Here is a 14,691-nt window from a genome sequence, read left to right as displayed (position 1 = left end):
CTTTTCCCATTAATAATTCCGCTGACAAACGGGAATTTCAAAAATTGTCTTACCACTTCCTAGGAAATTAAATAAGTATATACTATCATTAATCGCCCTTCCCAAATTCACGTTGTACTACTTCTTGTAACGTACCTTCCTGCGCATATTTAGCAGCATCGATTTGTTTAAAATTCTTCTCCATTGATGAATCTTTTAATCCTTCATCAAATCCAAAAATGTAGTTAGTTGCGATTAAGTAAATGATTCGAGTTGGGGCAAAGCCATAGACTTGATTCTCCATAATATGCTTTATTCGATCGTGGTCATCTGGAAAAAGCTGCCTCATTTTCTTACTACGAAAGAGTCTCCTTACAATTTCTGTAATGTATAATCCAGACTTCATATATAGATCTGCAAAGGTCTTATCAGGATCATCAAAAATACCAGGATTATTAGTCTCTAAGTCGTCCACCATATGCTTCACTATAGCTTTAGGGGTGAAAATCTGATTAGTTTTTTGAGGTGGAATGTAATCGAAAATATCTTCTTTGCTATTATCTTCGAAGTAATTGCTTAGCTGATTTTTCTTCTTTAAGAATTGTTGTATTGAATCGTTAAAAACTACTTCATCAAATAAGTGACCATCAAAATGTTTACTTTTATTAGTTTCAGCATCCACATAATCTCCACCATCACGCAGAAACCGAAATTGATCTTCAGTAATGCCAGTTACTTCTTTGAATACGTCATCTTCCGTATAGTTATCAAAGTTCTGTAGTGTCAGGTTCTTATCGCCGTATGCCATGATAAAACTAGGGATTGTCCGAGAAAAGCCACGCAAGTGTGCTCGTGCATCCTCTTCAACATTACAGATCCGCTTTTCCTCTTCATTCTTTTCAACACGTTCTATGACCTTAGTTGGAACTTCTTCAACGGTTCGTTTTACATGATCCTGCATTTTTCTACTAAAGTTGTCAACAATATCCTGAACTGCAGTTTCGTATTTGAACTTAGCCTCATTTAGTTCTGCTTGATCACGTGCAGCTTTTTGTTCCTTCTTGTATGTAACCTCAGCAATATCCTTTTGATTGTTAAATTCAGCTGCAATTTTACTAAGAGCTTGCTCGGTTTCTTTTTCAATCTGCTTTTCCTGCTTTATCGATTCCCGCTTAGTCAAGCTATAATCTTCTGCCACACGGTTAATAACTTCCTTATTTAATGAGCCATTAATTTGTTTTGAAATGGTTTTAGTAGCTGACTCAAAGTCAGTATTATCAGTATTAGCCACCGCCCCCACTAATTTAGTACCTAAGTCTGAGTATACCTTATCTCCAAAAAGATCCTTAGATTTACCAATTATGCGCTCTTTTGAAATTTCAACCTCGCCATCGTCATTAACTGAAATGTCCTCAGCACCTTCAATAGCATTCTGATCTGTTTTTTGTGCTTTTCCTTCTTTAGCAGACACCAATCCATTTAGAATTTCACGCACCTCTGCTGGTGCAGTAAAGATCCGAGAAATATTGGTGAACAAGAAATTACTCATAAACCCACGTTTTACTACTTCCTGAGACTTAAGCTGACGCGGAATCGACATTACCTGTTTTGCATTGAGTTCAACCATCTTGCCGTTATTGTCTTCACCAATCACTGGGAAAAAATTCAAAAGTTTACGAATGTTAGTTTCATGCTCAGCAGCAGTTCCCTTACCATTAGAAGTTTTCGCCATTAAATCATTTGCAAACTCATCAAAAATTTTCAAGGTACGGGTTGGATCAAAGTCGAAGACATATGCATTTTCTTTTTGTACTAGATGGCCATTCCGTTTAAAAGTATATGAATTTTGTGCTCTAAATGCAGCTTGCATATACTCGGCCGGGCTCTTCATGCTAGAAAGCATTAAAACAGCCGACCATGGCTTTACGGTAACCCCTGTAGTCAATTGACCGACACTCAAGGTAATGGTTTTATCGTATTTTTTAGTTGCCTTTTGTACCTTGTCAAATGCCTTTTCATTTGCTTTATCTAATTGATCATCATCGAGCTGATCATCATCAAATTTACCATCCCCTGCAGCCAAAACCACATGATAATCTTTAAACACAGGGAAGCGTTCATGATCGTTTAATTTTTTAGCTAAGGCTTTAGCACTATCTACCCGATTCAACAACCAAAAAGTATGTGCTAATTCTTCACGCAATTCAGGAGTTGAAAATGGATACTTTTCTCCAGTCGTTAGTAAATCTAGGAAATGATTTACTGCTTCGTCATAAACAAATTTACCATTTTGCGTTTTAAAAAATTCATTCAGGTCAAAAGCCGGATCAGCCTTATCACCATTTCCTAATTCAATACCTTGCTTTATGGTATCTGACATCATTTTCGAAAGCTGGTAAGTATACATGTTAAGGCGTGGCATTACAGCATATGGATTGCTGCTACCCTCACTGTCTTCATTCCAATCAGCCTTGGCTTGTTGTTCATCAGCGTATGACCAGTTATAGACCTGATCTGTAGCAAATTTTTCTTTTGCCAAGGCCTTAAAAGGCGTTCCTGTTAAATGAAGAGTGAATTTACGCTTAATCTTGTCAAATACTTTGTCTGTCTTGTAAGTATCCACACCTTCATGAGCTTCATCGATAATTAGCAGGTCCCAATCCAAGTCGTGAATCCACTTCAACTTGTCGTAATCCCCACCAAAGTATACTGATCCTTTTAATCCTTGAAGACTCTCAAAGACAACCTGTCCATAATCTTTACCATCAGAAATAGAATCAATAAATTCTTTTCTAGAAAGAACAGGCTTGTCCTTTAATGCATCGATTTCACTAACAAATTTTAAATTAGTCTGCCAAGCAATGAATTTGTCAAAGTCATCAAACCAGGAGTTAGCAACGCTAGGACGATTAGTAACAACTAATATGTTTTGCATTTGCATCTTACGAATTAAATCATAAGCAGTTAACGTTTTACCAAACCGCGGTTTAGCATTCCATAAGAATTCACTGCCCTCACCATTTTTTAGAAAGTATGCAATGGTCTGGTCTACAGCTTTTTGCTGCTCCTCACGAAGTTCATATAAAAAATGCTTTCCATTCCCCTGCACATTTCTATAATCGCGGTCTGCAAATTCATAGAAATATTGATGTGAAGTAGGACCATCGATATGAAACCATTCCGTCTTTAGCTTACGTTCAATATGATGTTTTTGCGTTAAATACTCATGAAAGTCATGATCAGTGAAAGTCTCATCAGTTCCATCATTATAACGGGCATTACCTCGCCACAATAATTGAACCTTAGCATCAATTGTATGGCTTTGTTGTTTAATTCTATCTTCTACTGATTGATAAGCGGTGTAGCCAATCTTAGTCCATCCATTATGAGAAATATCATTTGGAGTGGTGTAAGCATAGATCATGGGTATTATTTGTTTAAATGATTTAATTTTTAATATACTCATCAGCTAGTCCATCTCCTTGATCATTGATTCAACAAACCCAATTTCTGCTTCAGTCAATGAATACTTTTTGTATAATTTTTGATCATTCCAACTTTGATTAAAATCTTGTATTGGCACAAAGGTAAAAACCTGTCGTGATAATCCTATCCCACTCATTGATTGCAAAACCAAAAATCTTACAAACTTAGTTTTTAAGTAACTTAACAAATTATTTGCAACATCTGAAGAGTCGAATTGTCCTGCAACAAAATACGAATGTGTGCAAACTTCACCAGGGTTAATAACTCTCATTGTTGACGGTATTACCTTAAACATTCCATGTTTATCTGGTTCACCAGCATGTTCTGAACCTGTTTTACTGATAATAACTTTATATTTATCAACAAATTCTTCGCCTTTTTTAATGTCCGATCGTTTAATGTAAGTAATACTGTTACCGCTTGCATATAATTTTAAATCCTCTTTATTTTTTCTTTTTTTCTCACCCCGATAACAAGTGTTTAATCCAAACGGCATTAGAGAACTCATTATTGAGGCTACGCCTTCTCCTTTTTTAGGCAATACTTTTCTTATAATAGAAACTGCCTCATTATATCGGACCAAAACAGGAAATTCCCTTAAACTTCTGTACATTTCATTTGTTTTACCTTTTGAAACATTCACGACATCGCATGGTCCGGAGTAATCTATATTTCTTACAAAGTAACAAACTCCGCCTCCTATACTTGTATTAGAGAAAACTTCTTTTGAATTCGGGTAATCTACTATCTTTTTAATATGTAGATCATTCATCATGTGATCACGGAATTTATCTAGTCCCATTCCACCAGCAAACCAACGAGATGGCATAATAATCGAAGAAATTGGAGTACCCATTGCTTCAATTTGTTCAACAAATAAATTATATAGTGGCTTTGCCTGGCGTCCTGCACCATTAGTCTCTTCATGATATGGTGGGTTTCCGATTACAACATCAAATTTGAATTCTTTACTATCCATTTTTTACTTCCTCATATACCTTAGTTATTTGCATAGGTCTTTTATTTGTAGAATCATTGTCTTTAAAACTATCAAAAAGACTTAGCTGTCCTTCATTAGCATCTACATCATCTATATCTCCATTGTTAAATAATGACTTAAAAGTAAAGATCGATCGCTTCACCTTGTCACCATAAGGAATCCACTTAGTGAACTTAATTAGTCTGTTCTTAGAATTTTTGTAGGTAAGCGTATTTCCCTGAACAATATTCATATTAATAATAAAACTTGCGGATTTGTAAAGGTCCGTATTTTTGCTTAACTTTCTTTGCATAAAAGCCTGAAAATGATTAATAAAAATATCTATCATCGCTTGCTTAGCTCTTATTAAGTTATCTTCTAGTAATTCAATTCCATAAATGCTCATTAAAGCCCACAAAGCATTATTTTTCCAAGTAGTTTTGTTAGAAATTCTATCAACATAATTAAGTTTCTGATGCAATATTTCTTTTAAAAATGCACCTTCTCCAGCGCTGGGTTCGAAGAAGGTTGCGTGTATGTCGTGTAATTTTTCTTGGATAGATGGCTCAGCCAGCATTTCTTTAACCATCCATTTAGGCGTAAAAACCTCACCATGGTGCTGAACACGATCTTTAGACTTTATTAGATATTTATCCTCCATAACAGTTCTAAGTTCAAACTTTTTATTTGGGTTTTCAAACTGCTTCTCATCAAAGAGGAGGATTTCTTCTTTACTCATTTTGAGTAAATGTCACCTCAATTCTCTTATTTTCAAAAGTATTTATCTCGCACAAATCCCAAAAAGTTACTATGTCGCATGGTAAAGACTTATAAATCTCTGGTAACATTTCAGTCGTTAAATTAACATCTTTTTCCAGCCTAACAACTGATGAAGAGCTAATTCCATAATTATCTTCCATTTTTTTATTTTTCCAAAACCGATCAATTAATGTTTTCCATGGTTTGTTGCAATTGAAATGCATGAATTTTCCTCTTTGCAAAACATATCATAGTTTAATGATACAGCATTTATTATTCTAATAAAAACGTTTTTCTTTGTTCGCAAAACTTAAATCAAATTAGAACTGATGTTGGGATTTATCCTAGTGCCAGTTTTTATGTATGTTATTATGAATATTTCCTAGAGAACCCTTTCTGTCAACTATACTTGTAAAGTCAATCATATTCATTTTTCGTTTTTTAAGTCTATTTGTGGTATATCCGCATTAGTTTCAATTTAGATTAGTTGGACCTTTATTACACAACAGTTCTAAGTTTGCGGATTTGACCCAAATTATAAACGTTATACACGATAATTTATTACTCGCACTCTAATATATCATGTGAGAAATGTTGTGTTGAACAGTAGAATCACTCAACTCTTCACACCAGAAAGCCAGTACATCAAGAATTATGACTCTGCACCAATCTACAAAATTGAAAAAAGATAAACCACTATTTGCAAGCTAACAACCATTGATGTCAATTTTTCGACCACTTCGTGCAGAAACAGAAAAAGGACAAATTTATCTACTATAATTAATGTCAAAGGAGGCAAAGAGATGAAAATTAATTGTCACATCGACCCTAATTTGGATGAGGAGCACGGTGAACTTTGGATCAAAGAAATGACACCCAAAATCAACGACTTCTTACAAGTAATGTCCTCGAGCGATGACGTTCTATGGTGTCATTATCAAGCTCAAATTATTCCAGTCAAATATCAGGATATTTATTCATTAGATGTGGCCAGTAGAGAAACTAACATTTATACAGAAAACCAGCAGTTTTCCTATCACGACCGTTTGTCTAACATGAAGGCCAACTTACCCAATTATTTTATTGAAGCTTCGCGGAGTGCGATTTTTAACTTCAATTATATTGATCATCTCGAACTCCTTGACAACGGGCTGATTGATGTCGTTTTAACTAATAACCATCGGATTCAAATTTCCAGACGTAATATCAGAAACCTGAAAGAGAGGCTTGGCATATGAAAAAAACAGTTAAATATCTATCTTACGCTTTTAGATTTGCAACAACAGGTGTTTTTATCGGCCTGGTAATTTCATTAATTTTTAACTACATAGGAAATCCCAATTCATTTTATTATCCATCGACTTTTGCCTTTGTTAAAAAATTTGCTCGTCCTTTAGATTCGGTTGCAGTTTCAGCTTTGCTCTGGGCACTAATGGGATTGGTTTTCGGCTTTGGCAGCATGGTTTATTCCATCAGAAAATGGTCATACCTAAAGCAGACAATAACTAGTTTTATTATCTATTATGTCGGTTTCACTCCTTTGGCTATTCTTGCAGGTTGGTTTCCGTTAAGTTGGATAAACATGATTATTTTTACAGCTGAGTTCATTTTGATCTTTTTTGTATTTTGGACTTTTTATTACTGGAAAGCTGCCCGAGAAATAAAGCGCATTAATCAAAAAATCAAAAAGCAGTAATTATTAAGAAATATGATCGCCCTAGTAGATTGCTCATGGGTTCTGGCATGCTAAAACAGTTTTAATAAGTTTAAGGAGCTTACATTATGGCACCCACTAAATCTACTACGATTCGTTTCAATAAGGATTTAATCTGATTCACAAACAGCTGGAGATGGTAAAACTGAAGCAAACGTTAACCTAAGTAACTTTGCTAATTGGATTAATGAAATCAACACCTCCTTATAAAATAAAAAAGTTGAACTTCCTTCGTTGGATGTTCAACTTTCTGTTATTTGCTTAAACTCGGCAGAACCGACTGTAAGTCATTGATACTTTTCCAGCTCTTTTCCTAACTTCTTTGCCATATTCGGGCATCCAAGCAAGTAGAAATTCTGCACACCCGCTTTCACTTTGACCAGATAATTTTGGTCTTGATCTTTGTCCTTTACATAATTGCTTTTTGCTGCTTGTTACCGACAATAGTAGCTGAAACTTGATTTTAGCAGTCGTCCGAAATGTTTTAGTCTCATCATTGGATCTTTTACATACCATTTTAGTAATTGACGGCCCGCCCGACTTCGACTATTTTTTAAGTATTGTTGGCGCCACGCAGGTTAATTATTCCTTATATGTAATTTTAATGGCCTTCGCCGTTACCTTGGCTCTTATGCTAAAAATTTGTAAGATAAAGCAGATAATTGCAGCAGCCGACTAATCAATTTTTTTAAATTAAGAATCATTAGTAGCTGCCGTAATCACCATATGCTAATATGTAGTTACGAGGTGATATGATGTTAAAACTAACAGGAAAGTCTAAATTCTTTAAAGCAGGCAATTCATTTGGTCTCAGGTTAACAAAAAGTGATCAAGAAATTCTTCAGGCTAAGCCTGGTGATGAATTTGAAAAAACAATTTCACCAGACGGACAGACAATTACCTTCCGTAAGAAACAAACAGTAAGCTCCGACACTCAGAATATGATTAAACAATTATTTAATGAAAATAAAGAATTAATGGAGCGCCTGAAAGAAGAATGATTTACTTAACCACAGCGGAAATTATTGCTATTAATAAATATGTTCTTGAAGGAGTTGGTCAAAGTTACCAAGGCATCCAATACCCTGAAGGCCTTTCTTTAGTCATTGAACAACCGCAAATGGTTGTTTTTGGGCATACACTTTACCCAACTATTTGGTTAAAGGCAGCTTATATTATGCAAAAAATTACTAAAAAACATATTTTTATTGACGGCAATAAACGAACGGCTTTTTTGGCAACACTATTATTTCTCAAAAAGAACGGTTATGAAACACATTTAACAGCTGACGAAGGCGAAGCACTAATAATACAAGTTACGCTTGCTAATGATTCTGAAGATGAAATGATGAAAATATCTAAGGTCCTTAAATTGCACAGTATTAAAACTAATAATTAGCACCACATTTTATAAATTTGGTGTTTTTAATTTGCGCTTGATTTTTACGAGAAGTATAAGCAGCCAAACAAAAATGCATAGTCTCTGATATGAACCCCGAACTTAAGACAACTTCGAGGTTTTTATTATGGCTAAATTATCTAAGCAAGATAAAATTGAAATCTTCAATTTTGGGCGGAATTACCAACTTGGGCCTAAAGGATTGGGTTGACGTTATAGCATTAATCCTGCTAACATTATATATTTGCTTGCCCTCATTAAACATCACGACCTAGCTATTTTAGACCAGCCGTATACTGAATATTCACTTGAGTTCAAAAAACAGGCTTGACGCAAGCATTCAGCATTAATGGCCTAATTTTTCATACGGATCAAGGCTGGCAGTACCAGTATCCCCAATTCCAGGCATGGCTAAAAGACCATGGGATTGATCAGTCCATGTCGCGTAAGGGCAACTCCTTAGATGATGGATTGATGGAAGGGTTCTTTGGCATACTCAAACAGGAAATATTCTATGGCTTTGAAGGCTAATTTAAGAAACTAAAAGAGCTGGAAGAAGCAATTCATAAATATATCAGTTACTACAACAAGCAAGGAATCAAAGTAAAACTAAAAGGACTAAGTCCGCTTGAATATCGGAAATTAGTCCTTAGTTAAAATTTATTAAACTGTCCTAATTTTGGGGTTCACATCATTTTTTATTTATGATACTTTTTTGAACCATTTTGATTAGGAAACAACCGACTATGTGATCCAACTCGGACCCCTACTGCAACTAACTCATTACGCTCAACATACCAGATTACCAATACGTCGTTGATATCATTTGGTTGTTTTCCGTGAGGAGTGTCACGAACATGGAACTCTCTATATCCGGATAATCTTCGCTTTAGTGAATGGTCGCCATATTCATCAGATAGGGTCCCATTCTCTAATAATTCGTCAATTGCTGAACGAACATCATCAATGATAGTTGGATCGAGCCGTCCTAATCGTTTCAAATCGGCATTGAAGGTAGCACGTGGTCTAAATTGTAGTCTTGCCATTATTTAAACTGACCCCAATAGTCATTGTTCGATTCAACAATTGGGTCATCTGGCAAAACATTCCGTTGAATTAGCTGATCTCGAGCAATTGCATAGTCAAGAGAATCTTCCTTGGCTTGCAAAGTTTTTTCCATCCAATATAGTTTTTCTTGGGAAAGTACAGCTACTGAACGGCTATTTGATCGAGCAACATAGACCACCTCATCATCATCATTTATCTGATCTAAATATTTTTTTATGTGAGCTCTAAAATCACTTTGTGTTAATACTAAAGTCATGGAAAGCACCCCCTTGTACTTAATATTGTACTTGATTTTGTCACTTTTTCAATAAATTAAACCTAATTCGGAAAGAAAATTTCCAATGAAATGTGTAAAAAAGAAAATTGCGTATCTCACCCCTACAGATTATAACCCATACAAATACATAAAGCCGGACGATTACTATTACAAAAAGTTAAAACGCTCGATAGAAGAATTCGGCCAAGTTGACCCCATTATTTATAACTAACAAGCTGGACGCGTAGTTGGTGGCCAGCAACGATTAAAAATTCTTCAAGATAGAGGAATCTAGGAGCCCGAGTGTGTTTGCCTTTAATACGGATTAAGAAAGCGCCTAACAATTTACTTAACAAAATCAGCGATGATTGGAATAAGGATAAATTAGCCCTTTTGATAACCTATCTAAAAGCAAGTAATCTAGATGTTTTATTAACCGGTTTTTACGAAAATGATATTACCGAGTTAAGCAAATCAAGAAAGCTAACGATCTGTTTAACCGTTGTTGTAGGATTGCGATATTTAATCGTATACTTACCGCGATTGAACCGTTAATTTCAATCATATTGCTGGCAACAAAGCGATGCTTATTGGTAATTTTAGCTTAAATATTGCCCTTGCAAGAGCGATTGTTTCCATTGGGATAGCTAAGGGCAGTGCATTAGGATCAAGTTTATTAAAAAACGCGACTTTATTTCAAATTGCTCTATTTGATTTATGTAGCATTGCTATCGTTATGATCTACATGCTTAATCGAAACATGATTGCTTGTTTAATTTCATTTACCATTCTTGGTTTCTTCATCAGGATTGCCAGCCCTAAATTAATGTAGTGGCTCGTTAACGCAGTCGATCGAAAGATTCTAGCCTCGTCAATGGGTCTTTTAAATGCCATTTTAGCAATTGCTGGCCCGCTGACTTCGGCCATTTTTTCAAGTATTGCTGGGGCTACGCAAATTAACTACTCCTCATAGGAAGGGAGGATTATCAATTGAAAAAGTTGAAACATAAAAAACTGTGGTTTACCTTAATTGTGATTATCTTACTAGTGTGTTTATCATTTGTTGGAGCTGGCTATTATTTTTTCACAGTAGCATGTGTACCAGGTGAAAAAAGCTTTTTAAGTTCTTCTAGCAATGTGATCAAGAAATCCGATCCACTTTACCACGAAAAGGTCTGGTTCAAGAAAACTCCAAAAGAAAAGTGGTATATGCTTTCTGCCGATGGCAAATATAAATTAGACGCTAACTACATTCCATATAAAAATTCTAGTAAAACAGTTATTGTTTTGCCCGGTTATACGGACACCAAGGAAGATGCAGGTATATTTGATGCCTTATTTTACGAGCTAGGCTACAATACTTTAACACCTGAACCTCGTGCTCAAGGAGAGAGCGAAGGAAAATATATTGGTTATGGTTGGCCAGATAAGGACGATACCAAAAAGTGGGTTTCCTATTTACTGCGAAAAAAAGGGAAGCAGCAACAAATTGTAATTTATGGCATAAGCATGGGTGGTGCAACTGCCATGACGACCAGTGGTCTTAAACTACCTCATCAAGTTAAGGCGTTTATTGAAGATTGTGGTTATACTAGCGTTAAAGACGAAATAGAATATGAAGCTGGAGCGCTTTATAATATGCCAGCATTTCCCCGTTTTCCTCTCGTTGAAATTTTAAGTGGCATCAATAAGTTGAAAGTCGGTTATTTTATGGGCGATGCCTCTAGTGTTAAGCAATTAAATAAAAATTATAGACCAATGTTGTTTATTCATGGTAGTGAAGATCATTTTGTCCCAACCAAAATGATCTACTCTAATTATCAGGCTACCAGAGGACCAAAGGAAATATGGGTTGCTCCAAAAGCTAAACATGCTAAATCCTTTTCAGTTCATCCTAAAGAATATAAAAAACGTGTTGCTTCGTTCTTAGCCAAATATGTCAAATAGATTAGGCTTTGTCTTTGTAGACGTTTCGATTAGTCGCTTTAATGAGCATGATAGAAAAGTCAATATGCTTTAGCTTATTTTTTAAGTTTAATAAATAAATTAGTATAATTGTATATGAGAAAACAGCTTAAGAAATCTGTGATGTCCATATAGTCTATTCATATCAAGTGAATATATAAAGATGCTTAATGATTAAATTCAGCTTTCCACAAAGCACAACTTTCAAATTATAAAATGCCAAAAATGTACCCTTTCCCATCATCAAAATCGGAAAAGATACACTTTTAATCATTGTTAAATGCAGCCAGACCGCAACTTATCACCTATTTTTCAGTCCGTTCCAGCACCGTTTCCGCCTCCACGTGCCGCTAACTAAGTTGGACAATTACTTTTGCTCAATAAAAAGCATCGTATTTGTTAACTTGATTTCACAATTTCAAATATTGGCCCGTTTTAGGGATAAATGGCAAGTACCTCATTTATGACGGTCGAGGAATATTGATGCTTTAAAAAGCATAGTAGAACGCATCTGCATTCTATTATGGTATAATATCATTAACATATCTGAGGAGGTCTAAACATGGCAAATGCTACTAAATCTACTACCATTCGTTTTGATGAAGACGTTTTAAACCTGATTCATAGACAAGCAAATCTTGATGGTCAAACTTCTACCGAATTTATGCGTAATGCTGTTCTAGAAAAGCTCGAGGATAGTCTTGACTACCAAGATGCAGTCAAAAACATCCGCGAATCCCACGGCCAAACTGTATCTCGTGATGATGTTAAGAAGCAATTAGGTCTTTGATTATGCGATACACGTGGTCGTTCAATCAAAAAGCGCTGAAAGATTTCAAGAAAAGTCTTGATAAGCCTGTTCAGCGGCGAATTATTAATTGGCTCGACAAACACATCGAAGGGTCAGATAATCCACGCATTTGGGGTAAGCCCCTAGAAGGTGAACTTGGTACTTTATGGCGTTACCTGGTTGGTAGTTATCGCATCATTGCTGATATTCAAGACGAAGTTTTTACCGTTGTTGTCGTAAAGGCAGGTAAAAGAAATGACGTCTACAAACGAAAAAGATAAGCTAACTTTTATCCGCCCTATAGGCCTTAAAAATAAAATATAAGAAGAGCATAGGCTGGGAAGTTAACCCTCTAGATTGGACCAAAATCCATCTGGAGGGTTTTACTATGGTTAAATTTACCGCTGAACAAAAATTACAAGCTCTTAATTTGCTCAAAGAAGTTTGCAGCAGCTGCTCCCTGGCGCAAATAATTAGCGCTGGATCACATCAAACAATTGATACTTGGGCTGCGCACACCAGTCCAAAGCATATTGCCAGACCCTAAAGCAGCACCACGTTTTTCAAAGCATGTCGCGGCGGGCGGCCTGCCCCGACAATAGGGCCTGCGAGAGTCTCTTTCACATCATAAAGGTTGAGCAATACAGAGCGACAATACGGAGCGACCTTTTTCAAAAACTAGACCAATTGCATACTCAACCGTCAAAAGCAAAAAGTGTATCTTTTCCCATTAGCAAAGTCGGAAAAGATACACTTTTAATTGTCTATCAACACATTATGATTAAGATTTATCGCCTATTTCTTAGTCCGTTCCAGCACCGTCACCGCCTCAACGTGCGGCGTTTGCGGAAACATATCAACTGGATCAATGCGGTTAAAATCATAACCCAATTTTTGGAATTCTTGTAAGTCGCGCACCATGGTAGCTGGATTACATGAAATATAAACAATCTTCTTGGGGCCGGTTTTAACAGCCGCATCGATAAATTCTGGCGTCAAGCCCTTTCTTGGCGGATCAACAAAAATGACATCAGTCTTCATCCCTTTAGCTGCCCACTTTGGCATTACCTCTTCGGCTTTACCGGTCACATATTTGGCATTGTGCAGATCATTGATTTCGGCATTATTATTGGCATCCTTGACCGCATCACGCACACTTTCGATCCCGCGAACGGATTTAACATGCTTGGCGACCGTCAACCCAATTGTCCCAATACCGGAGTAAGCATCAACGACAACATCATCTGGCGTAAGCTCTGCCTTTTTAATTGCCAAGTCATACAATCGCGGCGTTTGCAGCGAATTAATTTGGAAGAAACTTTCCGGTGAAATTCTGAACTTCACATCGCCAATTTGATCAGTAATTTGCGGCTTACCAAAAATCAAGTAGTCGACTTTGCCCAAAATTACATTAGTTTTCTTCGGATTGTAATTTAACACAAGGCTTGTTACGCCTTCGATTGTCTTAATCGCTTCCGCAACTTTTGGCAGTTGCGGAAAATCCTTATGTAAACAAACCAAGATGACCATAATCTCGCCAGTTGCTTTACTGCGACGGACATCGAGGTACCTTACTTCACCTTCATTATGAATTTCATCATATGCCGGAACGCGGTATTGGCGTAAAACATCGCGAACAGCAACTAAGACGCGATCAATTTCTGGATCAGTTGTAAAGAAATTGGTTAGCGGCACCAGATCGTGTGAATGACGCCGGAAAAAGCCAATTTCAAGTTGACCGCCAACTTCACGCACAGGTACTTGCGCCTTATTACGGTAACCTGTTTCTTCAGGGCTCGGCAGCGTTTGGCCGACTTCCACATTGTCTAAGTGCGCTTTTTGCAATAAATTGACCACTTGATTCCGTTTGAATTCAAGCTGCTTGTCATAGTTGATATGAGCAAGCGAAGCTAGACCAGTTTGCACCCATTGATTAAGCTTAATGTTCACACGGTCGGGACTTTCCTTGATGATTTGTTCGATTTTTGCAAAGGCAAAGTTCTTCTTGACCTTTAAGATTTTGGCACTGACCGTTTCACCTGGCAAAGCGTTGGTGACAAAAACGGTCATCCCTTCGTAGTGCGCCACACCCATGGCCTCATATGACAAGTCAGTAATTTCTAATTCAATAATTTGATTTTTTTCCATTTTTTGTCCTTTTTTACAAACAATTAGTTAACTTCTCTATTTTACTAGAAAAAGCGGAAAAAGTAACATTCTAGGTCATTCTTAACTTTGATTTAATTTAACTAATTGCTCTTCACTCACATCTAAAAATGTGTTAGTTTTATTACTA

At 36.3% G+C, this 14,691-nt stretch carries 16 protein-coding genes and 1 pseudogene; 10 read left to right on the top strand and 7 right to left on the bottom strand.

Annotated features, from left to right (window positions below; genetic code table 11):
- Positions 1 to 88: 88 nt before the first annotated feature.
- From GYM71_RS03285 to GYM71_RS03270, 4 genes are read right to left on the bottom strand one after another with little or no spacing between them, the layout of a single operon-like run.
- Positions 89 to 3,445 carry a DEAD/DEAH box helicase family protein gene (locus GYM71_RS03285; RefSeq protein WP_220220898.1) on the bottom strand — a complete coding sequence of 1,119 codons (3,357 nt, stop codon included), beginning with the start codon at positions 3,443 to 3,445 and terminating at the stop codon, positions 89 to 91.
- A gap of 3 nt (positions 3,446 to 3,448) precedes the next feature.
- A complete protein-coding gene (locus GYM71_RS03280; protein WP_220220897.1) occupies positions 3,449 to 4,444 on the bottom strand; it encodes an Eco57I restriction-modification methylase domain-containing protein in 996 nt (331 codons plus the stop codon).
- A complete protein-coding gene (locus GYM71_RS03275) occupies positions 4,437 to 5,183 on the bottom strand; it encodes a methylase (protein WP_220220896.1) in 747 nt (248 codons plus the stop codon). Before GYM71_RS03275 ends, GYM71_RS03280 begins: the two co-directional genes overlap by 8 nt.
- Positions 5,176 to 5,364, bottom strand: a complete 189-nt coding sequence (locus GYM71_RS03270) for a hypothetical protein (protein WP_220220895.1) — start codon at positions 5,362 to 5,364, stop codon at positions 5,176 to 5,178. Before GYM71_RS03270 ends, GYM71_RS03275 begins: the two co-directional genes overlap by 8 nt.
- Before the next feature lie 642 nt (positions 5,365 to 6,006).
- Between GYM71_RS03270 and GYM71_RS03265 the strand changes: the two genes are divergently transcribed.
- The 5 genes and pseudogenes from GYM71_RS03265 to GYM71_RS10350 form a co-directional block, all read left to right on the top strand.
- Positions 6,007 to 6,441 carry a LytTR family DNA-binding domain-containing protein gene (locus tag GYM71_RS03265; protein WP_220220894.1) on the top strand — a complete coding sequence of 145 codons (435 nt, stop codon included), beginning with the start codon at positions 6,007 to 6,009 and terminating at the stop codon, positions 6,439 to 6,441.
- Positions 6,438 to 6,899, top strand: coding sequence for a DUF3021 domain-containing protein (locus tag GYM71_RS03260; protein WP_220220893.1), 462 nt, complete (start codon positions 6,438 to 6,440; stop codon positions 6,897 to 6,899). The genes GYM71_RS03265 and GYM71_RS03260 overlap by 4 nt, the downstream gene beginning before the upstream one ends.
- A 773-nt stretch (positions 6,900 to 7,672) precedes the next feature.
- The gene (locus GYM71_RS03255) at positions 7,673 to 7,918 is read left to right on the top strand and encodes an AbrB/MazE/SpoVT family DNA-binding domain-containing protein (protein ID WP_220220892.1); all 246 of its coding nucleotides are present in this window, start codon (positions 7,673 to 7,675) and stop codon (positions 7,916 to 7,918) included.
- Positions 7,915 to 8,316 (top strand): type II toxin-antitoxin system death-on-curing family toxin, encoded by a 402-nt coding sequence (locus GYM71_RS03250; RefSeq protein ID WP_220220891.1) that lies wholly within the window; start codon positions 7,915 to 7,917, stop codon positions 8,314 to 8,316. Before GYM71_RS03255 ends, GYM71_RS03250 begins: the two co-directional genes overlap by 4 nt.
- Before the next feature lie 354 nt (positions 8,317 to 8,670).
- Positions 8,671 to 8,973, top strand: a pseudogene (locus tag GYM71_RS10350) (transposase); the annotation flags it as partial.
- A 41-nt stretch (positions 8,974 to 9,014) separates the two neighbouring features.
- Here the strand turns inward: GYM71_RS10350 and GYM71_RS03235 are convergent.
- Together GYM71_RS03235 and GYM71_RS03230 are read right to left on the bottom strand one after the other, a co-directional pair.
- Positions 9,015 to 9,362, bottom strand: a complete 348-nt coding sequence (locus tag GYM71_RS03235) for a type II toxin-antitoxin system YafQ family toxin (protein WP_220220889.1) — start codon at positions 9,360 to 9,362, stop codon at positions 9,015 to 9,017.
- The gene (locus tag GYM71_RS03230) at positions 9,362 to 9,640 is read right to left on the bottom strand and encodes a type II toxin-antitoxin system Phd/YefM family antitoxin (RefSeq protein ID WP_220220888.1); all 279 of its coding nucleotides are present in this window, start codon (positions 9,638 to 9,640) and stop codon (positions 9,362 to 9,364) included. The genes GYM71_RS03235 and GYM71_RS03230 overlap by 1 nt, the downstream gene beginning before the upstream one ends.
- 583 nt (positions 9,641 to 10,223) lie before the next feature.
- On the opposite strand from GYM71_RS03230, the gene GYM71_RS03225 reads away from it, so the two are divergent.
- The 5 genes from GYM71_RS03225 (at position 10,224) to GYM71_RS03205 (ending at position 12,942) form a co-directional block, all read left to right on the top strand.
- The gene (locus GYM71_RS03225) at positions 10,224 to 10,472 is read left to right on the top strand and encodes a hypothetical protein (protein ID WP_220220887.1); all 249 of its coding nucleotides are present in this window, start codon (positions 10,224 to 10,226) and stop codon (positions 10,470 to 10,472) included.
- 158 nt (positions 10,473 to 10,630) lie between these two features.
- Complete coding sequence (locus GYM71_RS03220; RefSeq protein ID WP_244986843.1) at positions 10,631 to 11,587, top strand: alpha/beta hydrolase; 957 nt, start codon at positions 10,631 to 10,633, stop codon at positions 11,585 to 11,587.
- Between the two features lie 580 nt (positions 11,588 to 12,167).
- A complete protein-coding gene (gene relB / locus GYM71_RS03215) occupies positions 12,168 to 12,395 on the top strand; it encodes a type II toxin-antitoxin system RelB family antitoxin (RefSeq protein WP_220220886.1) in 228 nt (75 codons plus the stop codon).
- A 2-nt stretch (positions 12,396 to 12,397) separates the two neighbouring features.
- Complete coding sequence (locus tag GYM71_RS03210) at positions 12,398 to 12,676, top strand: type II toxin-antitoxin system RelE family toxin (RefSeq protein ID WP_220220885.1); 279 nt, start codon at positions 12,398 to 12,400, stop codon at positions 12,674 to 12,676.
- Between the two features lie 107 nt (positions 12,677 to 12,783).
- Complete coding sequence (locus GYM71_RS03205) at positions 12,784 to 12,942, top strand: hypothetical protein (protein WP_220220884.1); 159 nt, start codon at positions 12,784 to 12,786, stop codon at positions 12,940 to 12,942.
- Between the two features lie 248 nt (positions 12,943 to 13,190).
- Here GYM71_RS03205 and rlmD read toward each other — a convergent pair whose 3' ends face one another.
- Entirely contained in the window at positions 13,191 to 14,543 is a 1,353-nt protein-coding gene (rlmD, locus tag GYM71_RS03200; protein WP_220220883.1) for a 23S rRNA (uracil(1939)-C(5))-methyltransferase RlmD, read from the bottom strand.
- Positions 14,544 to 14,691 lie beyond the last annotated feature (148 nt).

The organism is Lactobacillus panisapium (assembly GCF_019469265.1).
GTDB classification, from domain to species: Bacteria; Bacillota; Bacilli; order Lactobacillales; family Lactobacillaceae; genus Lactobacillus; species Lactobacillus panisapium.
Note: the sequence above shows the minus strand (reverse complement) of the source record. Positions and strands in the feature narration are given on the sequence as shown.